The sequence below is a fragment of the Streptomyces sp. NPDC048434 genome, from assembly GCF_043200375.1.
GTDB lineage: Bacteria > Actinomycetota > Actinomycetes > Streptomycetales > Streptomycetaceae > Streptomyces.
Window position 1 is genome coordinate 329,591 of the sequence record NZ_JBICXQ010000001.1, and the last position, 18,241, is coordinate 347,831.

15 protein-coding genes are annotated in these 18,241 nt (G+C 71.4%); 3 read left to right on the plus strand and 12 right to left on the minus strand.

From position 1 onward, the window contains the following. Nucleotides 1-21: 21 nt before the first annotated feature. From ACGFWI_RS01550 to ACGFWI_RS01605, 12 genes are all read right to left on the minus strand, one after another. Nucleotides 22-1,203, minus strand: a complete 1,182-nt coding sequence (locus ACGFWI_RS01550) for an acetyl-CoA carboxylase biotin carboxylase subunit family protein (RefSeq protein ID WP_393903858.1) — start codon at nt 1,201-1,203, stop codon at nt 22-24. A 43-nt stretch (nt 1,204-1,246) separates the two neighbouring features. Then, a complete protein-coding gene (locus ACGFWI_RS01555; RefSeq protein WP_393903859.1) occupies nt 1,247-2,266 on the minus strand; it encodes a TauD/TfdA family dioxygenase in 1,020 nt (339 codons plus the stop codon). A 19-nt stretch (nt 2,267-2,285) separates the two neighbouring features. After that, nucleotides 2,286-3,374, minus strand: a complete 1,089-nt coding sequence (locus ACGFWI_RS01560; RefSeq protein ID WP_393903860.1) for an aspartate kinase — start codon at nt 3,372-3,374, stop codon at nt 2,286-2,288. After that, nucleotides 3,371-4,414: an aspartate-semialdehyde dehydrogenase gene (locus ACGFWI_RS01565; RefSeq protein WP_393903861.1), complete on the minus strand. Its 1,044-nt coding sequence runs from the start codon at nt 4,412-4,414 to the stop codon at nt 3,371-3,373. Before ACGFWI_RS01565 ends, ACGFWI_RS01560 begins: the two co-directional genes overlap by 4 nt. Nucleotides 4,415-4,483: 69 nt before the next feature. Beyond that, nucleotides 4,484-5,179, minus strand: a complete 696-nt coding sequence (locus ACGFWI_RS01570) for an HAD family hydrolase (protein ID WP_393903862.1) — start codon at nt 5,177-5,179, stop codon at nt 4,484-4,486. Between the two features lie 37 nt (nt 5,180-5,216). Next, nucleotides 5,217-6,467: an MFS transporter gene (locus tag ACGFWI_RS01575; protein WP_393903863.1), complete on the minus strand. Its 1,251-nt coding sequence runs from the start codon at nt 6,465-6,467 to the stop codon at nt 5,217-5,219. 5 nt (nt 6,468-6,472) lie between these two features. Next, nucleotides 6,473-7,906, minus strand: coding sequence for a diaminobutyrate--2-oxoglutarate transaminase family protein (locus ACGFWI_RS01580; protein WP_393903864.1), 1,434 nt, complete (start codon nt 7,904-7,906; stop codon nt 6,473-6,475). Next, nucleotides 7,903-9,147 (minus strand): MFS transporter, encoded by a 1,245-nt coding sequence (locus ACGFWI_RS01585; RefSeq protein WP_393903865.1) that lies wholly within the window; start codon nt 9,145-9,147, stop codon nt 7,903-7,905. The genes ACGFWI_RS01580 and ACGFWI_RS01585 overlap by 4 nt, the downstream gene beginning before the upstream one ends. Beyond that, complete coding sequence (locus tag ACGFWI_RS01590; RefSeq protein WP_393903866.1) at nt 9,125-10,375, minus strand: ATP-grasp domain-containing protein; 1,251 nt, start codon at nt 10,373-10,375, stop codon at nt 9,125-9,127. Before ACGFWI_RS01590 ends, ACGFWI_RS01585 begins: the two co-directional genes overlap by 23 nt. Then, entirely contained in the window at nt 10,368-11,609 is a 1,242-nt protein-coding gene (locus tag ACGFWI_RS01595) for an ATP-grasp domain-containing protein (protein ID WP_393903867.1), read from the minus strand. The genes ACGFWI_RS01590 and ACGFWI_RS01595 overlap by 8 nt, the downstream gene beginning before the upstream one ends. Continuing rightward, nucleotides 11,606-12,634, minus strand: coding sequence for a pyridoxal-phosphate dependent enzyme (locus tag ACGFWI_RS01600; RefSeq protein WP_393903868.1), 1,029 nt, complete (start codon nt 12,632-12,634; stop codon nt 11,606-11,608). The genes ACGFWI_RS01595 and ACGFWI_RS01600 overlap by 4 nt, the downstream gene beginning before the upstream one ends. Nucleotides 12,635-13,012: 378 nt before the next feature. Next, nucleotides 13,013-14,152 (minus strand): hypothetical protein, encoded by a 1,140-nt coding sequence (locus ACGFWI_RS01605; protein WP_393903869.1) that lies wholly within the window; start codon nt 14,150-14,152, stop codon nt 13,013-13,015. A 240-nt stretch (nt 14,153-14,392) separates the two neighbouring features. Here ACGFWI_RS01605 and ACGFWI_RS01610 point away from each other — a divergent pair, with 240 nt between their 5' ends. The 3 genes from ACGFWI_RS01610 to ACGFWI_RS01620 are packed head-to-tail and all read left to right on the plus strand — an operon-like array spanning nt 14,393 to nt 18,206. Then, nucleotides 14,393-14,875, plus strand: coding sequence for a cobalamin B12-binding domain-containing protein (locus ACGFWI_RS01610; RefSeq protein ID WP_393903870.1), 483 nt, complete (start codon nt 14,393-14,395; stop codon nt 14,873-14,875). Continuing rightward, a complete protein-coding gene (locus ACGFWI_RS01615; protein WP_393903871.1) occupies nt 14,872-16,221 on the plus strand; it encodes a methylaspartate mutase in 1,350 nt (449 codons plus the stop codon). Before ACGFWI_RS01610 ends, ACGFWI_RS01615 begins: the two co-directional genes overlap by 4 nt. After that, a complete protein-coding gene (locus ACGFWI_RS01620) occupies nt 16,218-18,206 on the plus strand; it encodes an FAD/NAD(P)-binding protein (RefSeq protein WP_393903872.1) in 1,989 nt (662 codons plus the stop codon). Before ACGFWI_RS01615 ends, ACGFWI_RS01620 begins: the two co-directional genes overlap by 4 nt. Nucleotides 18,207-18,241 lie beyond the last annotated feature (35 nt).

The window sequence follows — 18,241 nt, forward strand, 5'->3', positions numbered from 1 at the left end:
TTTCTCGGGGGATGGTGCTGCTTATGCGTCCGGGATTTCTTCGAGGTTGTCCAGAAGCCAGGCCTCGGCCGTGAGGAGACGCTGCTCCACCTCGGCGGTGTCGGCGCCGCGCACAATGACGAAGCACAGGTGCGAAGCGCTGTACAGCGTCACCGCGTCGGGCGCGATCTGCTCGTTGACCTCGTAGTGGTGCACCCAGGGGAACGGCGGCCTGCCGGGCACCCGTACCGGGCGGCCCTGCGGCAGAAGGGAGACGGATCCGTGCACCTCGGACGGCGGTTCGGCCGGCGGCGGCTCGACGTGCAGGCCGCACGACTGACGCAGCACGGCCGTGTGCAGGTCCACGCCGTAGGTGGCCCGGGTGAGCGCGGGAATGCGGTCGCCGCCGACGCGTGAGGCGATTTCGCACAGCACCAGTTCGTCGTCCGGAGTGTGGAACACCTCCAGGTGGTACGCGCTGACGTCGGCGGTGTCGAAGGCTTCGAGTACGCGGTCGAAGAACTCCTCCAGCCGCCGGGCGAATTTGCTCTCCGGTCGTAACTGGAGCGAGCCGTTGTTCTCCCCGGAGAACACACCGAGGCAGCTGCGCAGATAGCGGGACGAGGCCACGAACCGGTAGCCGTCCGCCAGCACCGCGTCGACGTGGTACATCTGCCCCTCGACGAATTCCTCGACCATGAGGTCCTCGCGCCATAGCCGTTGGCTGAACGCGAGGAGGTCGTCCTCGCCCCGCAACACCACGATGTCGCGTGAACCGCCCTGCTTCACCGGCTTGACGACGGCCGGGTAGCCGCATTCCTCGATGAAGCCGGTCAGATCGACGAAGGTGTCGAGACGGGCGAAGCGGGCCGTGGGGACGGTCCGGCGCGCGACCTCCTTCATGACCACCTTGTCGCGGAAGGACAGCGCGCCGGCCGGGGACTGACCGGAAATGCCGAAGTCCGCACACATGCGGGCGACCCGTTCGAGGTCGTACTCATTGTCCGTGATGACATGGGTGAACGGCCGCTCGCGTGCCAGCCGGCGAATCATCAATTCTGCGTAGGGCACGGCCTCGCAGTCCTTGACGTATTCGTACCGGGCCAGACTCTCGGTGTTCTTCAGCTCGTGGTGGCTGAACACCTGCAGCTTGTCGGCCAGTTCCGGCATCATGGCGGCATAGTCGAGCTTCGGGCCGTAGTTGATCACAGCGACATTGGTCATGGGGCGTCGGCCTCGCATTTCGGGAAAGGCGGCGTAGGGCGGGTCAGTAGAGGCGGCGGCTGCCCGGCGTGGCCCGGTAGCGGATGTCCCACTGACTGCGTCGTACATAGGTCCGCTGGAGCCAGCGGTCCTGCCCGTCGTAGCGTGCGGTGAACTGCGAACGGGCGTGCAGCCCCTTGCGGTTGTTGATCAGCAGCGCCTGCCCGGGGCGCAGGTACACCTCGTGGGCGACCTCCCGGCAGGCCGCCTGGAGACGGTCCAGGGCGGCATGGGCCGCCTCGTTCATCGCCCGGACGCCGTTGGCGGCCGCGGAGACCTCGGGAAAAGCCTCCGGGCCACTGATCATCGGGACCGGGTCGGACAGCACCTCGGCCCCGCCCGCGACGTCGCGGACATAGCTGCCGGGGGCGTTCATACGGAACAGCGGGCTGCGCAGTGTGTGCAGTGTCCGCGCGTCGACGGCCCGGCAGATGTCGCGGGCATCGGCGTAGTAGGTGCCCGCCACGCCGTCGTGGTCGGCGCGTACGCAGCTGAGGACGAGGAAGTCGGGACTGGCGACGTCGTAGCGGCCGGTCGCGTCATGGACGATGTCGTTGTGGAAGTTGAGGAAGACGGAGGACCCCCGGTTGGTCTGGGTCATGGCGCCGCCCTCGACCGGGATCACGTCGTGCACCAGCTGCCCGTTCTTCTCGGTGCTGAATCCGACCGGCTCGCCGAGCAGCCCGGTGAGTCCCAGCAGGACGCCCTCGGCCACGAACGTGGCCTTGTCCGGGCTCGGGTTGCCGTCCCGGGGGGTGTGCGGCAGCCGCTCGTCGACGGGAGCGTTGCGGACGTACCCGACTCCGGGGGTGTCGGGGTGCCGGCCGAAGTCGAGGATCTGCTGGAGCGTTCCGGTCGGCAGCTGGGCGAAGACCTGGAGGTAACGGGCCATCGACCAGTCGATGTTCCGGGCCGGATCGGGCAGGGCGGCCAGCTCAGCGCCGAGGCGGTCGCGGACACCGTCCGGCAGGTCGATCTCGATGAGGGTGGGGTCCGCGGCAACCGCGGTGGCGTGGGTGGTCACGGGGTACTCCTGCGGGCAGTCAGACGGTCGGGGGCGCCGTGGCGGGGGAGGGGAGGTGGTCGTGGAGCTTTTGGGCGAGCCGCACCGCCGCGTCCTCGTCGGCGGCGACATGCAGGGTGGTGCGGCCGTTCCTGATCTCGGTCACCGGGATTCCGGCGAGGTGCCCGGGGGCGAGGCCGTGGCGGCGCTGGGACTCCTCGTGGTCCACGTAGCCGCCGATCAGCGCCACCCGCGGGCTGTCGTCCAGCCGGACGGTGTCCAGGCCGTCGGCCCGGAACGCGCGGTGTGCCCGGTCGGCCGCCGCGTGGTCGGGGTATCCGAGCACGAGGGAGCGCAGGTTGAGGACCACGGCGTCGGCCGGGCCGCCGGTGCCGATGACGGTGCCGGGTGTGAACGGCGCCTGGTTGTGGCGGCAGACGAGGGCGATGCCGTGCTGTTCGGCGAGGCGCACGGCACGGTGGTGCAGCACCTTGGCGCCCTGCCGGGACATGGCGGCGGCATCGCCGTAGGAGACGCGCTCCAGCAGCCGGGTGCCGGTGACCTTGTTCGGGTCGCAGCTGTAGATGCCCTCGACGTCGGAGTGGATCTCACAGCGGCCGGCGCCGACGGCCACCGCCACGGCGACCGCCGACAGGTCGGAGCTGTTCTTGCCCAGCCACGTGGGCCGTCCCCGGCCGTCGGCGGCCTGCCCGCCGGGGACGACCACCACCTGGTGTCCGGTGAGCGCCTGCCGCAGCGGTTCCGGGGCGATGTGCTCCAGCCGCGCCCACATGAACGTCTCGTCGGTGGTGAACCCCGCCTGGTGGCCCGCCAGTACGGTGGCCGTCCTGCCGAGGCGGTGGAGCGCGGCGGTCAGCAGCTGGGCGCTGACCGTGTCGGCGAGGGTGAGCAGACCGGCCACACGGTCGTCCGAGGGGTGCGGGTCGACCTCGTGCAACCGCTCCCGCAGCCGTTCGGTCTCGCCCGGCATGGCGCTGACCACGATGGCGAGCGGGCGCCGCTCGGCGTCGAGCCGCGCCGACAGGGCACGGGCCAGCTCCCCGTAGGCGGCGGGCTCGGTGAAGCTGGAGCCGCCGAATTTGAGTACGACGGGGGCGGCCGCGGTCACAGCGTGCCCCGTTCGGTGAGTGCCTCGGCGATCTGAAGTGCGTTCAGGGCGGCGCCGATACGCAGGTTGTCCGCCACCACCCACACCCAGAAGCCCCGCGGGTTGTGCGGGGCGACGCGGATCCGGCCGACGTGCACCTGGTCGGGGGCGCCCGCGGTGCGCGGGGTGGGGAAGGCGCCGAGGGTGTCCTTGTCGTGGACGGTGACCTCGGGCTGCGCGGCGAGCAGCCGTACGAGCTCGTCGCGTGCGACGACGTCGTCGCACTCGATCCAGGCCGCTTCGGAGTGCCCGTTCACCACGGGGACCCGCACGCACGTCGTGGTCACGTCGAGGTGGGGCAGGCCGAGAATCTTGCGGGATTCCTGCAGCATCTTCTGCTCCTCCAGCGTGAAGCCGGTGTCGAGCAGCTCATCGATGAACGGGACGACGTTGAAGGCGAGGGTGGGGGTGAACTCCACGGCCGGGCCCTGGGCCGCGGGGTCCTCCAGCGTGCTGCGGCTGGCCTCGTGCAGTTCGGCGATTCCGGAGTGGCCGCGCCCGGAGGCGGCCTGATAGGTGCTCACCACGACCTGCCGGATGCCCCACCTGTCCTCGACGGGCCGCAGCAGCCGGACCAGCGGGATGGTGGAGCAGTTGGGGTTGGCGATGATGCCGCTGGACGGACGCCGGTCCAGCTCGTCCGCGTTGACCTGCGGGACGACCAGAGGCGTGCCGGGGTCCATCCGGAAGGCGTTGGTGTTGTCGATGACCAGGGTCCCCTGCGCGACCGCCGCGGGCACCCACTTCCTGCTGACCGAACTGCCCGCGGAGAAGAAGGCGAGGTCGACGGCGGAGAAGTCGAAGGTGTCGAGGGCTTCGACGCGGTAGGGGCGGCCCTCGACGGTCAGTTCACGGCCGGCCGAGCGCGGGGAGGCGACGAGGCGGACGTCCCGGTAGCGGAATCCGCGCTCCTCGATGAGCTCGATCAAGGTGGTGCCGACGGCACCGGTGGCGCCGACCAGGGCGATACGAGGGGCGGTGTCGCTCGTGCTGAGAGGCATGGTCCTTCTTCCTGTCCGGTCTGGTGTCAGGGGCGGGCGCGTCCGGCGGCACGGCGCACCCATCGCGGGTCACAACAGGTGCGTGAGCAGCTTGCGCAGGGCGTCGGGCCGGTCGGTGACGGGCAGCGGATCCACGAAGTGGACGGGGGAGCCCAGAGCCGCCGCTCCGGCATCGGCCACCCGGTCGTCACCGATCATCGCCACGTCGGCCGCGGCCAGGCCCAGGTGTGCGCAGGCGGCCCGGAACAGGCCCGGGTGGGGCTTCTGGATCTCGTGCTCGAAGGACAGCACGTAGGCGTCCACGTAGGCGTCCAGCCCGTGGTGGCGGAAGACGGGACGCAGGTCGTAGCCGATGTTGCTCACCACGGTCACCCCCACGCCGTGGTCGTGCAGCGTCCTGAGGACCTCCGCGGTGTCCGGGTAGGGCCGCCAGGCGGGGGCGGTCATATGGCGTTCGTAGAGGGCGTCGATCAGCTCGGGCCAGGGCAGCCCCGCCGCACGCAGGAGCCCGGTGTACGCCGCGCGGTGCCGGACGGCATCCAGATCCCGCTCCTGCCACAGCCGCATCAGCTCGGGGCCGGCCTCGCGGGGGGCGGGACCGCCGGGCACCGCCCCGAAGTCCCGCAGCCGCTTCGCCCACAGCGGCACATCGACCTCGCCGGCGGCCAGGCCGGACTCCCCGACGACAGCGCGCAGCCAGCTCTCCGCGTCCTCGAGGTGGAAGAGCGTGCAGTTGAAGTCGAACATGCATCCTTTGACAGCCATGTGGCCTCCTTCGTTCACGGCGCGGGGCGCGTTGCGGTCATGGGGCGGGCGCCGCGGGGCCGGGCCGGGGTCCGCCGGTGCGGCCACGGTGGACCAGGTGTCCGAGCAGGGCCGCCAGGGCTGCCAGCGCGGCGATGGTGGTCAGGGCCCTCGGCAGACCGAACGCCTCGGTGAGGAATCCGATGGACGGCGGGCCGAGCAGGATGCCGGAGTACCCCAGGGTCGACGCCACCGCGACGCCCTGCGGGCCGCCGAGGGCGCCGGCGCTGCCGACCGCGACGGGGAAGACGTTGGCGAGGCCCAGCCCGGTCAGCGCATAGCCCAGGAACACCAGCCACAACTGCGGGGCCAGGGCTCCCACGAGCATGCCCACCGCGGCGAGGACACCGCCGGTGACCAGGACGGGGGTGTCACCCCACCGTTCCAGGAGCCAGGTGCCCGACATCCGGGAGACCGTCATCGTCAGCGCGAACACGGCGTACCCGGCCGCCGCTGCACCCGCTCCCGTATGAAGGTCCACGGAGAGGTGCAGCGAGCCCCAGTCGGCCATCGCTCCCTCGCCGTACGCCGTGCAGAGGGTGATCAGCCCGTAGACCGTGAGGAAGAGCCGCGCCCGGCCCCTCGCCGCCCGCCCCTTCGCCTCTCCCGGGTGCGCCCCCTCGCCGCGCGGACCACTGCCGGGCGCCGGCACCGGCACGCGCAGCAGCACCCGGCCCGCGCAGGCGGTCACCACGAGCCCGATCGCCGTCAGGATCAACAGGTGTGGCTGCGGGTCCAGATGCGGGGCGAGGATCCCGCCGAGCCCTGCCCCCGCCAGTCCGCCCGCGCTGAAGGCCGCGTGGAACGACGGGAGGATCGGGCGCCGGATCGCCTCCGCCAGGTCCACGGCCGCGGCGTTGAAGGCGACGTTGAGGCCCCCGTAGGCGGCTCCGAAGAGCAGGAGGACCAGGCCGAGTTGCAGGGCGGAGTGCGTCATCGGGGGCAGCGCGACCGACAGCGACAGCATGGCTGCCGTCACCACCGTCACCGGGTGGTTGCCGTAGCGGCGGCACAGCCGGCCGGTCAGCAGCATCGTGGCGACCGAGCCCACCGAGACCCCCAGCAGGGCCAGGCCGAGTGCGCCGGCCGAGGCGTCGACCTGCTGCTTGATGGCGGGGATACGGACGACCCACCCCGCGAACACGAAGCCGTCGAGGGCGAAGAAGAGACTGATCGCCCAGCGCAGCCGGGCCACGGGCAACGGGGAGCCGGCCGGGCCGGGCCGGCCGGTGTCCAGGAGCTGGTCCATGCCGATCAGCCGTTTCCGTGGGGTGCTTCGGCGACGAGCGCCGCATCGAGGGCCGTGTGCAGGATGTGTGCGGCCATGTCGATCTCCTCGGCCGTGCAGTTCAAGGGGGGCAGCAGGCGCAGCACACCGTCGTCACGGCCGCCCAGCTCCACGATCAGGCCACGCAGCAGCGCCTCCCGCTGGAAGCGCAGGGCCAGGGCGGAGGCGGGCCGGCCCGTGACGGGGTCGGCGAGCTCCACGCCGGCCATGAGGCCGAGCCCCCGGACGTCGGACACCCGGTCGGTCAGCTCCCGCAGGCCTTCCAGACGGCGCATGAGCTGCTCGGCGCGGGCACGTACGTTGGACAGCACACCGTCCCTGCGGACGACCTTCATGGTCGCCACGCCGGCGGCGAAGGCGGCCTGGTTGCCGCGGAACGTGCCGCTGTGCGAGCCGGGCTGCCACACGTCCAGCCGCTCGTCGTAGAGGATGACCGCGGCCGGCAGCCCCAGTCCGCTCAGCGCCTTCGACGCGACGATGACGTCCGGCTCGATTCCGTACTGTTCGAAGGCGAACCAGGTCCCGGTGCGCCCGCAGCCGGTCTGGACCTCGTCCACGATCAGCGGGATGTCCAGGGTCCGGGTCAGCTCACGCAGGCGCCGGACGAACTCCGCGTCGGCCGGTATCACCCCGCCCTCGCCCTGGACCAGTTCCAGCACGACCGCCGCCGGGAGCGGGATGCCGCCGTTGGGGTCGGTGAGGGAACGCTCCAGATATCCGGCGCAGTTGACGGCGCAGGACCCGCGCTCCATGTCCAGCGGGCAGCGGTGGCAGCTGGAGTACGGGAAGAAGTGGACTCCGGGCATCCGGCCACGGACCGGGGCCTTCTGTTCGACGAGTCCGGTCACCGACAAGGTGGCCAGCGTGCTCCCGTGGAAGCCGCCCTGGAAAGAGATCACGTCCTCTCGTCCGGTGGCGGTCTTGCACAGCTTCAAGGCGGCCTCGACGGCATTGGCTCCGGTCGGCCCGCAGAAATGGATCTTCGTGCGGTCGCGCATCGCCTCCGGGAGCATCCCGAGCGTCAGATCGGTGAACTCGTCCTTGACCGGTGTGGGGAAGTCCAGTCCGTGGACCAGTTCGTCGAGTTGGCGGTGCGCCGCGGCGAGCGGCTCGGGCGGGTTGTGGCCCAGCGAGAGGACCCCGGCCCCGCTCAGGAAGTCGAGGAAGACGTTGCCGTCGAGATCCTCGAGGAAACTGCCCGCCGCCCGCCGTATCGCGAGCGGGAGCCGCCGGGGATAGGTACGGGCGTTGGACTCGCGCCGGCGCTGCCGGTCGAGCAGTTCCGCGCTGCGGGGCCCGGGGAGGTCACCGCTGACGGAGGGCTCCCGGTAGCCGGGGGCCGGGCCGGCGGGTCCCCGCTGCCGGGGGCCTGCCGCGGGAAGGTCGTCGGTCTGGGTCACGATCCACTCCACTCGGACGAGGGGGTATGAACGGCGGGGACGCTTTCCCGGCGGCGGGCCGGCCGGGCGCGCGTCACCGCGATGAGGAGGGCCGTGGCGAGGAGGCCCTGCAGGGCGGCGTAGCGCCAGAAGTGCTCGGCACCGCCGCCGGACTGGGCGAAGGCATAGAGCTGGCCGCCGACGACTCCGCTGGTGAAGGAGCCGATGCCCAGCGCCAGGCGCTGGCTGCCGACGGCCAGCGCCGGGCGGCCCGGGACGGCCCGGAGGGCTTCCAGCTCGTTCTTGAGGAAGATGACGCCCTCGCCCACGCTGATCAGCACCGTGCCCGCGAGGATGAAGCCCACCCCGGGCCGGGCGAACGCCAGCAGCCCGAGCGCGAGCGCGGGAAAGGCGATGAGGACGGCGGTGGAGTAGCGCAGCCGTCCGATCCACCGCGCCGCCGGGGGCTGGCCGAGGATGACCAGCGCGCTGTTGAGCACGATGGCCAGGCTGTAGACGGCCGGTGAGTGCCCGGCGGTGACGAAGACCCCCAGGTAGTTCTGGAAGAACCAGAAGATGTAGGCGGTCACCAGGGCCACCAGGGCGGGCGGGGTCAAGAACGCCTTCATCCAGTCGCCGCTCCCGCCGTCCCGGGGGCGGGTGGCCGTCAGGCCGCGCGGCAGGATGACCGCGTGCAGCAGCGTCGCCGCCGCGAACATCACCGTCACCACCGAGAACACCAGGAGCGGCAGGCGGGCGATCAGCAGTCCGGAGATCAGGGTGCCCAAGGCCATCCCGGTGCTCAGGGCCGAGTTGTTGACCGACAGGAGCACCGGCCGGTGCTCCTCGGAGACCTCCCCCACGAGGTAGGCCTTGTTGGCCGGTGAGTAGAGGGCGTCACCGAGCGCGGTGAGCAGTACCGCGGGGACGGCCAGCTGCGGCACGGACAGGCCTGCCGCGAAGAGCGCGAATCCGCTCGTACGGACCGTCAGCCCGGCCACCATGGACTTCTTGAGGCCGATCCGCTCCGCGACGAGACCGCCGCCGAGGGCACCGGAGAACTGCAGGAAGGACATGACCCCCAGCAGCAGCCCGACGGTGCCCATCGCCATGCCCAGGCGCTCGTGCAGCAGGATCCCCAGGAAGGGCAGCACCATGAAGCTGGCCAGCGGCATGAAGAACGAGGTGGCGAGCAGGAAGCGCAGACCGGCGGGGAGACGGACCAGGCCGGCCCACACCTCAGAACGACGGATGCCAGACATCGCCGTCCTCGAACTCGATCCAGTAGGTGCGCGCGATCTCCTGCTTGGTGCGCTCCGCCGCGGCGTGGTCGGGCACATGCAGCCAGATCAGACCGGGCCGCTTGGTGTTGGCGGCGACGGGCAGCGGCACCTCGCCCGGACGGATGTCGACCTCGAAGTCCTCCACCCCGTCGATGCCGCGCAGGAGTTCGGCGTCGGCGGTGCGGCGTACCCGCTTGGGGGGCGGGATCAGCGAGACGACCATCCCCACCGCGGTGGGCGGCGGCAGATGGGGCGAGCGCACGCTCTCGCCTCCGGGCAGCAGGCTGCGCAGGACGGTGGTGATCTCATCGACCCCGCCGGTGTGTTCGACCAGCCGGAAGATGCGGTAGCCCCCGATGCGGGTCTGGGACTCGATGACCACCGGCCGCCCGTCGGGAGCCACCTTGACCTCGGTGTGGGTGAGCCCCCAGGTGTGCCCGATGGCGTCGAGGAACGCCTGGACGGTGCGGCTGATGTGCGGTGTGTGCCGGTCGTAGGGAGCCGGCGGCGGCACCGTGATCTCGGTGATCGCGACGTTCGGGTGCCGGGCGAGACGGCAGAGCGAGATCCCGGCGATGGCGTGCCGGCCGTCGAGGGTCACCGTCTCAACGCTGTAGAGCTCGTCCCCCTCGATGAGTTCCTCGGCCAGGTAGGGCCCGCGGAGCCAGAACGGTGCGTCGTCCAGCGCGGCGCGCAGCTCGCCGGGGGTGGTGATCTGGCGTACGCCGACGCTTCCCGAGCCGGCGACAGGCTTGACGATCAGCGGGAGCCCGTGGTGGGCGTGGAACTTCTCCAGGCCCTCGGCGCTCGCCACCCGTGCCCAGCCGAGCGCGAGTTGCGGGTGGGCGGCGAGGATGTCGCGCATCCGGTCCTTGTAACGGGTGGCCGCCACCGAAGCCAGCGGAATGCCTCTGATGCCCAGGGCGTCGGCGATGACGGCGGAGCTCTCCATGCCGAACTCGCCGAAGGAGATGCTGGCGTCGAGCGGGTGCCCGGCGTGGATGTGCCGGGCGGCCTCCAGGCAGGCGACGGTCTGCTCGGCGGGAATCCTGCGCACGTACCGGCAGCTGTCCAGCACGTCCATGTCGTGCGGGGTGAAGTCGGCGGTGTTCCCGATGAAGCTGACGTCGAAGCCGAGGGACAGGGCCGTTTCGACCACGCCGGCCCAGCCGCTGAGGACGAGGAGATGAGGGGTGCGCTCAGCCACGGTCGTCCCCCGCCATCCGGACGCGGACCTCGCCCGCCGCGGACAGCACGTTCTGCAGGGCGAGTTCGGAGGTGGGACCGGTGGCGAACAGCACGGCCACGCAGCCGTCCTGATGGGCGACGGTGCGTACGGTCGTGCCGGCCGGCAGTGCCGGGCGGAGCACGGGGTTGCCCGGGTGCCCGGACAGCAGTTCCTGGCCCTCGCACGCCACGAAGACGCCCGTCCGGGGGGCGTAGAGCCGCGCATGGGCCGCGCCGCGGCGCGGTGTCAGCGGCGCGTCCATGAGGGCGGGGCGCCGGCGCAGCACGAGGTCGAGGAACGTCGCGTGGAGGTTGATGTCCAGCGTCTGCGAGATCTCCTCGCCCAGCAGGCCGCCGCCGAGACGGGGGTTGATCTCGACGACCTCGAACCCGTCGTCGGTCAGGATGAATTCGGTGTGCGCGAAGCCCTCGGTGTACCCCACGCTCTTGAGTACCTGCTCGATCCACTGCTCGGCGTCCGCCGTCACGGCGGAGGGCAGGGCGACGGGGAAGGCGAGGGCCTCCTCACGGAATACCGGGGGAGCGGACAGGAGCCGGCTGCTGACACCGATGACGCGGGTACGGCCTTCCCAGGTGAGGGTCTCGATGCTGTAGAGGGGGCCGAGGAAGTAGGGCTCGGCGGTCAGATGCCCGCGCAGCGTGGAGCGCCGCGCCTCGTCCAGTACGGCGGTCAGTTCGTCGGGTGTGCGGGCCAGCCAGACGTGCTCGCTCCCCGTTCCGGCGCTGTCCTTGACGACGAGGGGCAGACCGGCCCGGGCGGCGACGGCGGCGGCGTCGTCCGTGGCGGCGAGAGGGGAGCCGTCGGCGCGGGAGAGCCCGTGCTCGTACAGACGGCGGCGCAGCCGGGCCTTGTCGCGGACCAGCCGTATACACGCGGGATCCTGCCCGGCCAGGCCGAGTTCCGCCCGGACGTCGAGGGCGACCAGGCTCCAGGTGTCGGTGGTGTTGATGAGGCCCGCCACGTCACCGATCGCGCGGACCGTGGCGACGACCTCCGCCACGTCGTGGGTGTGCACGTCGTGGACGACGAGGTGGGGGCTGTCCACCGTGGACAGTTCGTGCGCGTACTCCGGCCGGTTGCCGGTCAGGAGATGGACGGTCAGGCCCTCCTCGGCGGCCGCGGCCACGAGTCGGCCCAGGCCGAACTGCAGCCACTCCAAGGCGATGATGTTCCGGCCCGTGGGCGTGTTCACCGGGGGTCCTCCTTGCTGATGGGCTGGAAAGGCCGACGGCCCCAGTCCATGACCGACCAGGGGAAGGCCAGGTGGTCCAGGGAGTCGATGCAGCTGGGCACCAGGCTCTCGACGCTGTCGTCGCCCTGGGGACGGGCGTAGACGTTCTCCGCGTAGCGGTGGCCGGTGTCCGCGGCGATGAAGACACAGGGGCGCTCGGGGTCACGCGCCGCCTCCCAGCGGGCGGCGAGGTAGTTGCAGCCCGAGGACATCCCGGCGTAGAGACCGTGGCGGCGGAACAGGCCGGTGGTGGCGGCCACCGCGCTGTCGAATCCGACCCAGTGCACCCGGTCGTAGAGCTCGTAGCGCACATTGCGCATGACGATGGGGCTGCCGATGCCGGAGATGCTGGCCACCGGGTCCTCGACCGGGTCGCTGCCGAACGTGACGCTCTCGAAGGGCTGGACGCCGACGAGTTCGGCATCGTCGTTGAGCTCGCGCAGGTAGCTGGTGAGGCCGCCGGTCGAGGCGCCGGTTCCCACACCGCCGACCAGGGTGAGCGGTTCGCCGCCGAACTCCTTCTGCAGCATCTCGGCGCACTCGCGGTAGCCGAGGTAGTGCACGCCGTCGTGGTACTGCTGCATCCAGTGGACGCCGGGCTCGGTGTCGAGGATCTCGGCGACACGCCGGAGGCGGGCTCCTTGGTCCATCTTGTCGACCATCGGCCCCGGGGGGATTTGCACCTGGTCGACCTGGGCACCCAGCATCTCGAACTGCCGGCGCACCTGGGCGTCGACCTTGGTCGAGCAGACGATGCGGCACTGCATTCCGTATTTGTGGCAGGCCAGGGCGAGCGAATAGCCGTAGGTGCCGCTGGAACTGTCCATCAAGGTGTCGCCGGGCCGGACGACACCGGTCGCCAGGAGATGCCGGACGGCTTCGAGCGCCGAATAGAGTTTCATCATCTCGAAGCGCAGGACATAGAGGTTGCGGTCCAGCCGGACCACATCCGGCTGCTTCATCGCGTCCGCGATGTGATCAAACACGTCCCCATCCTGTTCTCTCGAAATGCGCAGACCGCGGATTTCCCGGAAGGCCGTGGAGCGGTTGCGTGCGGGGGTGGCCCGGCGGAGTTTCCTTCCATCCCCGGTAGGTGCGTCCCGGTAGGTGCGCCGACGGGTGATGAGAAGGCCGGTTCCGGAATGTCACCGGCCTTCCGGTAAGGGCCTCGGGAATTCATCCCGAGTAATTTCCGTGGGTCCGTGAAATACCCGCGGAGGCACCTTTGGCAGGTGGGTGAGAAGAAGGGCGGCGGGGTGTCGAGCGCGGGCTCGGCACACCTGTTCCGGCTCCCGTTGCTGCGGAGTGGGACGCGGCCGGCGCCGGGGGAACGCCGGCCGCGTCGCGGGAGGGGCGATCGCCGGTCAGACGGCGGCGGCGACCGCCTCGGAGGCGGCGGTGATACCGAAGGTGCGGTGCGCGGTGCGGGTGATGAGGAAGGAGATGTCCTCGTCGGACAGCCCGTTGGCCTTGGCGTTGGCGATGTGCCGGGCCAGCGGCTGCGAGCCGGCCGCGACCACGCCGTTCTCCTCGTACCACAGGCCGTTGTCCCCGGTGTGGTGCAGCGCGCGGCCGCCGAGCCGTGCGGAGTCGCACCGGTCGGTCATGATCATCGCGTTGCGGGGGCCCATGAGCTGTACGGCGCGGGTGGCCAGCGCGAGATCCACGTGCTCACCGTCGAAGTTGATGCAGGCGGCGATCCGGCCGTTGACGGCCTGCTTGATGATCGCTCCCGGCACCGGGCCGGCCATCTCGCTGATGTTGTCCAGCGTCCAGTTGGGCACGTCGTAGGAGGCGATGACCTCGTCACGCTGGGCGCGTGCGCGGTCGGTGCGGAACGCGTGCCGGATGTTGAGCGGCATGTCGTTGAAGAGGTGGTCGGTGGTCACCCGCACGCCGTTGCCGCGCCACGGCGAACGGTGCGCGATCTCCACGATGGCGTCGACGGTGGCCGCGCTGCGGGCCGGGTCGTCACGGGTGAAGTGGCCGAGCGCGGGCCGCACACCGCGGGCCAGCAGGGTCGGCACGATCCACTCGAAGTCGCTGTCCTTGAGATGCGGGTCGTCCTGGAGCACCGACTCCGGGGAGAACGCGTCGGGGGAGACGACCGTGTAGACCAGACCGTGGTCGCCGAGCGCCGCCAGGCGCTCCCACTCGTTGCGGCTGGGCGCCCACACCGTGGACTGCGGGGTGCCGCCGCGGTGCGACAGCAGCGGACCCTCCAGCGCCACGCCGGGGATATGCGACAGCAGGCCGTCCGCGCGCTTGGCGGCGTAACGGCGCATGAAGTCCTCGAACTCGCCGAGCCGGTCGCGGTGGAGGTACATCGTGGGCAGGGCCTGTACGCCCTCGCCGGCGCACCACATGTCCAGGCGGTCCAGGTCCACGCGTGTGAAGTCGGAGAAATCCACGTCCCCGAATCCGTGACAGTGCACCTCGACCGGCCGCATGCCGCGCTCGTCGAGCGGAAAAGGCGTCGGTCCGGAAGTTTCTGCGGATCCCATCTCGGTAACGCTCCCTGTGTTTTCGGTGAAGGCCCGCCGGAGAGTTGACGGTCCGGCTCTTCGGGGCGGGTGTGTTTCGGTGGGGCTGCCCTTCGATTCTCACGGGAAAGCCTGAGCCGTCACCACCCTTTGGCCCGGTCACTTACCTGCATTGCAGGAAACTGAGGGCGCGGTGGGTGGGGGGTGCATGCGTAAGCTCGGCGAGCCGGAACATGCCCTCATTTCACGGGAGAGAACCTCATGACTTCGCCTGAGGTCATACCTGACCAGGCAGCAGCGATACCGGCAGCGGGACGCCGTGTTCTTGTTTCCAGTGTCTCCTCCGACTCGCATACCTGGAATTTGGTCTACCTTCAGTTGCTGCTGGAGGAATTGGGCCACCAGGTGCACAACATCGGTGCCTGTGTGCCGGACGACCTCCTGATCGCCGAGTGCCGCCGCTTCGAGCCCGATCTCGTCGTCGTCAGCAGCGTCAACGGCCACGGGGCCATCGACGGACGGCGGCTGATCGGCCGGCTGCGTGCCGAACCGGACCTGGCCGCCCTGCCCGTCGTCATCGGCGGCAAGCTAGGGACCAAGGGCGCCGCCGCGGGTACGTACGGCCCGGAGCTGATCGCCGCCGGATTCACCGCCGTCTTCGAGGACGACGCCGGTGTCGGGGACTTCCGCCGGTACGTCGGCTCCGCGAAGTCGCCCGTGGTGCTTGCGGCGGGCGGACAATGAGCGTCGTCGGCACCGGCCGCCCGGCACCCGCGTCCGCACCCGCGGCGCTCCCCTTCGGCCAGGTCGTGGACCGGGCGCGACGGGCCGGCGAGCTGGTGGTGCAGCCCCGGATGGGCTTTTGCGCGCCGGAGGCCATGCGCACCGGACTGACGGCCGTCCGCCGGGCACAGGCGCACACCGTCGGCACCATCACGCTGGACAGCTACACCCGGGTCGGCGACCACGCCGCCGCGCGCCGCGCGCTGAACGCCGGCGAGGACCTCAACGGCTACCCGCTCGTCACCCATGGGCCGGGGACCACCCGCCAACTGCTGTGCGGACTCGGCTCCTTCGCCGTCCAGGTACGCCACGGTTCCCCCCTCCCGCTGGACATCTTCACCACGCTCCTGGACGCCGGACTGGACGCGACCGAGGGCGGCCCCGTCTCGTACTGCCTGCCCTACAGCCGCACCCCCCTGCAGGCGTCCGTCGAAGCCTGGGCGCGCTGCTGCGAACTGCTCGCCGAACGCTCGTCCACCGCCCATCTGGAGAGCTTCGGCGGCTGCATGCTGGGACAGCTGTGCCCGCCCTCCCTGCTGGTGGCCCTCTCCCTGCTGGAGGGGCTCTTCTTCCGGCAGCACGGGCTGTGCGACATCTCGCTCAGCTACGCCCAGCAGACGGACTTCGACCAGGACACCGCCGCCGTCGCCGCGCTGCGCCGCCTGGCCGGGGAACTGCTCGGCGACACCCGGTGGCACGTCGTGCTCTACACGTACATGGGCGTCTTCCCCCGGACCGAGCCGGGCGCGCTCGCACTGCTGCGCCACAGCGCGCGTCTGGCGGTGCGCACCGGAGCCGAGCGGCTGATCGTCAAGACCACCGCCGAGGCGCACCGGATACCCACCGTCGAGGACAACGTCAGGTCCCTGGAGGAGGCGGCCCGTACCGCCCGTCTGGCGCGCGCCGAGGGACTGCACCAGCCGGCACCGGCCCCCGACGACGGTGTCTACGACGAGGCCCGCGCGCTCGTCGAGGCCGTACTCGAACTCGACCCCGACGTGGGCCGGGCGCTGACCGCGGCGTTCGCGCGCGGCTACCTGGACGTCCCGTACTGCCTGCACGCGGACAACGCCCAGCGCGCCCGCAGCTACATCGACGGCGACGGGCGCCTGCGGTGGCTCACCGTCGGCTCGATGCCGATACGCCCCGCCGCCCCACCGGGCCCCGCGCGGCTGCGCGCCGATGACCTGCTGGGGATGCTCTCGCACATCCAGGCGGCCTTCGACTGCGCTGCCCTCGACTGGACGCGGGGCGACCAACTCCCTCACGAACCCCTCACCTCACGTGATCCAAGGAGAGCGCTGTGAACACAGCTCAGGTACCGTCGCCCGCCCCGCACACCATCGCGGTCGTCGGCACCGGACCGCGTGGTATCGCGGTCCTCGAACGGCTCGCCGTGCGCCTGCGCGACGCGGCGCCCGCCGACCGACGGCCCGTCACGGTCTACGCCATCGACGCGGTGGAGGTCGGCGCCGGCCGTATCTGGCGTACCGACCAGGACCGTTGGTTCGCCATGAACACCGTCATCGGGCAGGTCACGATGTTCTCCGGCGGCCCCGACGGCGGCCGTCCGCGGCCCGGCGCCGGCCCCTCGCTCGGTCAGTGGCTGCACGACCAGGCCCCCGAGGAGGTGCGGCCCACGTCCGGGCACGGCCCCGACGACTTCGCCTCCCGCCTCGACTACGGCCGCTACCTGCGGTTCGTCTACCGCACCCTCACCGACGAACTGCCCCCGCACGTACGGCTGATACCGGTGCGCGGCCGGGTCACCTCGGTGCGCCCCGACCACTTCGGCCGCTACCAGGTGACGCTGGACTCGCTGCGGACGCTCGGCGCCGACAAGGTCGTCCTCGCCACCGGCCACCCGACGAACACCCCCGACACCTTCGACCGGACGATGGCCGCCTTCGCGGCCTACCGCCCCGACACCCACTACATCTCGGGGGACTCGGCCGCCGACATGGACCTGGACGGCACCGTGCCGCCCGGGTCCACCGTCGCCGTCCGCGGCCTGGGCCTGTCCTTCTACGACGTGCTGATGTCGCTGACCGAGGGCCGCGGCGGCCGGTTCGTGCGCGACGGCGACGGTCGGCTGCGCTACGAGCCCAGCGGCCGGGAGCCGCACATCGTGGCCGGCTCCCGCAGCGGGCTGCCGATCCCGGCGCGCGGCCGTAACCAGAAGGCCCCGCACCACGTCCACCAGGCGCTCTTCCTGACCCCGCAGGCCGTCGCCCACGCGCGGCAGCGCCAGGAACGAGCCACCGGCAGCGACCGTCTCGACTTCGCCGCGGACCTGCTGCCGCTGGTGCTCCACGAGGTCGAGCACGTCTACTACACCGGGCACGTGCGCCACCGCCACGGAGCGGAGGCGGCCGAGCGGTTCGCCGCTCGGCATGCCGAGGAAGTGCTCGCCGGCGAGGACGGTCTCCGGGCCGTCAAGGAGGCGGGCGTGGAGGACGTGCCGCCGCTGGACCTGTGGAGTCTGGCCCGGCCCTTCACCGGCGAGCACTTCGCGGATCCGGAGGCCTGGCGACGGCGCCTGACCGGTGTCATGCGGCGCGACCTGGAGGAGGCGTCGCTGGGCACCGTCGACGGACCGCTGAAGGCCGCCCTGGACACGCTGCGCGATCTGCGCGGCATCCTCCGGGCCTCGGTGGACTACGGCGGCCTGGCGCCCGCGTCGTACGCCTCCGCGTTCCGCGGCCGCTACGTACCGGTCAACGCGTTGCTGTCGGCGGGCCCGCCGATGGCCCGTATCGAGCAGCTGCTGGCGCTGATGGACGGGGGACTGGCCGAAGTGGCGGGCCCCGCGACCGAGTTCGGCCGGGACGAGGAGACCGGACGCTTCACGGTCCGCTCCCCGCAGGTCGAAGGGTCCCTGCGGTACGCCGACGTGCTCATCGACGCCCGTATCCCCACCCCGGACCTGCCACGGGACGCCTCGCAGCTCACCCGGCAGCTGCTCGCCGAGGGGCTGATCCGGGAGTTCGTCAACGAGGACCCGGTCACCGAGGAGGAGTTCGCGACCGGCGGCCTGGACATCGCCCGGGGATCCTTCCGCGTCATCGACGCCAACGGCCGGCTGCACCCGGGCCTGTACGCCCTGGGCGTCCCCACCGAGCACGTGCGCTGGTTCACCCAGATCGGCAACGGGCGTCCGGGCCTGGAGACGGACTTCGTCAAGGTCGCCGACGCCGTGGCGGCCGAACTGCTGCCCCGGGCCGACGGGGAGCCGGCCGGCGCCGCCGTGGACGTGGCGCCGGCTGTCCCGGAACCCGCCTCCGTGCGGTGACCGCCGCCCCGCACGTCCCTCCCCCCGAACGTGAA

Bases quoted from the DNA above. Each gene is read 5' to 3' on its own strand.
- ACGFWI_RS01550 (WP_393903858.1), bottom strand. From the start codon at position 1,203: ATGACCAATGTCGCTGTGATCAACTACGGCCCGAAGCTCGACTATGCC.
- ACGFWI_RS01565 (WP_393903861.1), bottom strand. From the start codon at position 4,414: ATGCCTCTCAGCACGAGCGACACCGCCCCTCGTATCGCCCTGGTCGGC.
- ACGFWI_RS01610 (WP_393903870.1), top strand. From the start codon at position 14,393: ATGACTTCGCCTGAGGTCATACCTGACCAGGCAGCAGCGATACCGGCA.
- ACGFWI_RS01615 (WP_393903871.1), top strand. From the start codon at position 14,872: ATGAGCGTCGTCGGCACCGGCCGCCCGGCACCCGCGTCCGCACCCGCG.
- ACGFWI_RS01575 (WP_393903863.1), bottom strand. From the start codon at position 6,467: ATGGACCAGCTCCTGGACACCGGCCGGCCCGGCCCGGCCGGCTCCCCG.
- ACGFWI_RS01570 (WP_393903862.1), bottom strand. From the start codon at position 5,179: ATGGCTGTCAAAGGATGCATGTTCGACTTCAACTGCACGCTCTTCCAC.
- ACGFWI_RS01605 (WP_393903869.1), bottom strand. From the start codon at position 14,152: ATGGGATCCGCAGAAACTTCCGGACCGACGCCTTTTCCGCTCGACGAG.
- ACGFWI_RS01585 (WP_393903865.1), bottom strand. From the start codon at position 9,147: ATGTCTGGCATCCGTCGTTCTGAGGTGTGGGCCGGCCTGGTCCGTCTC.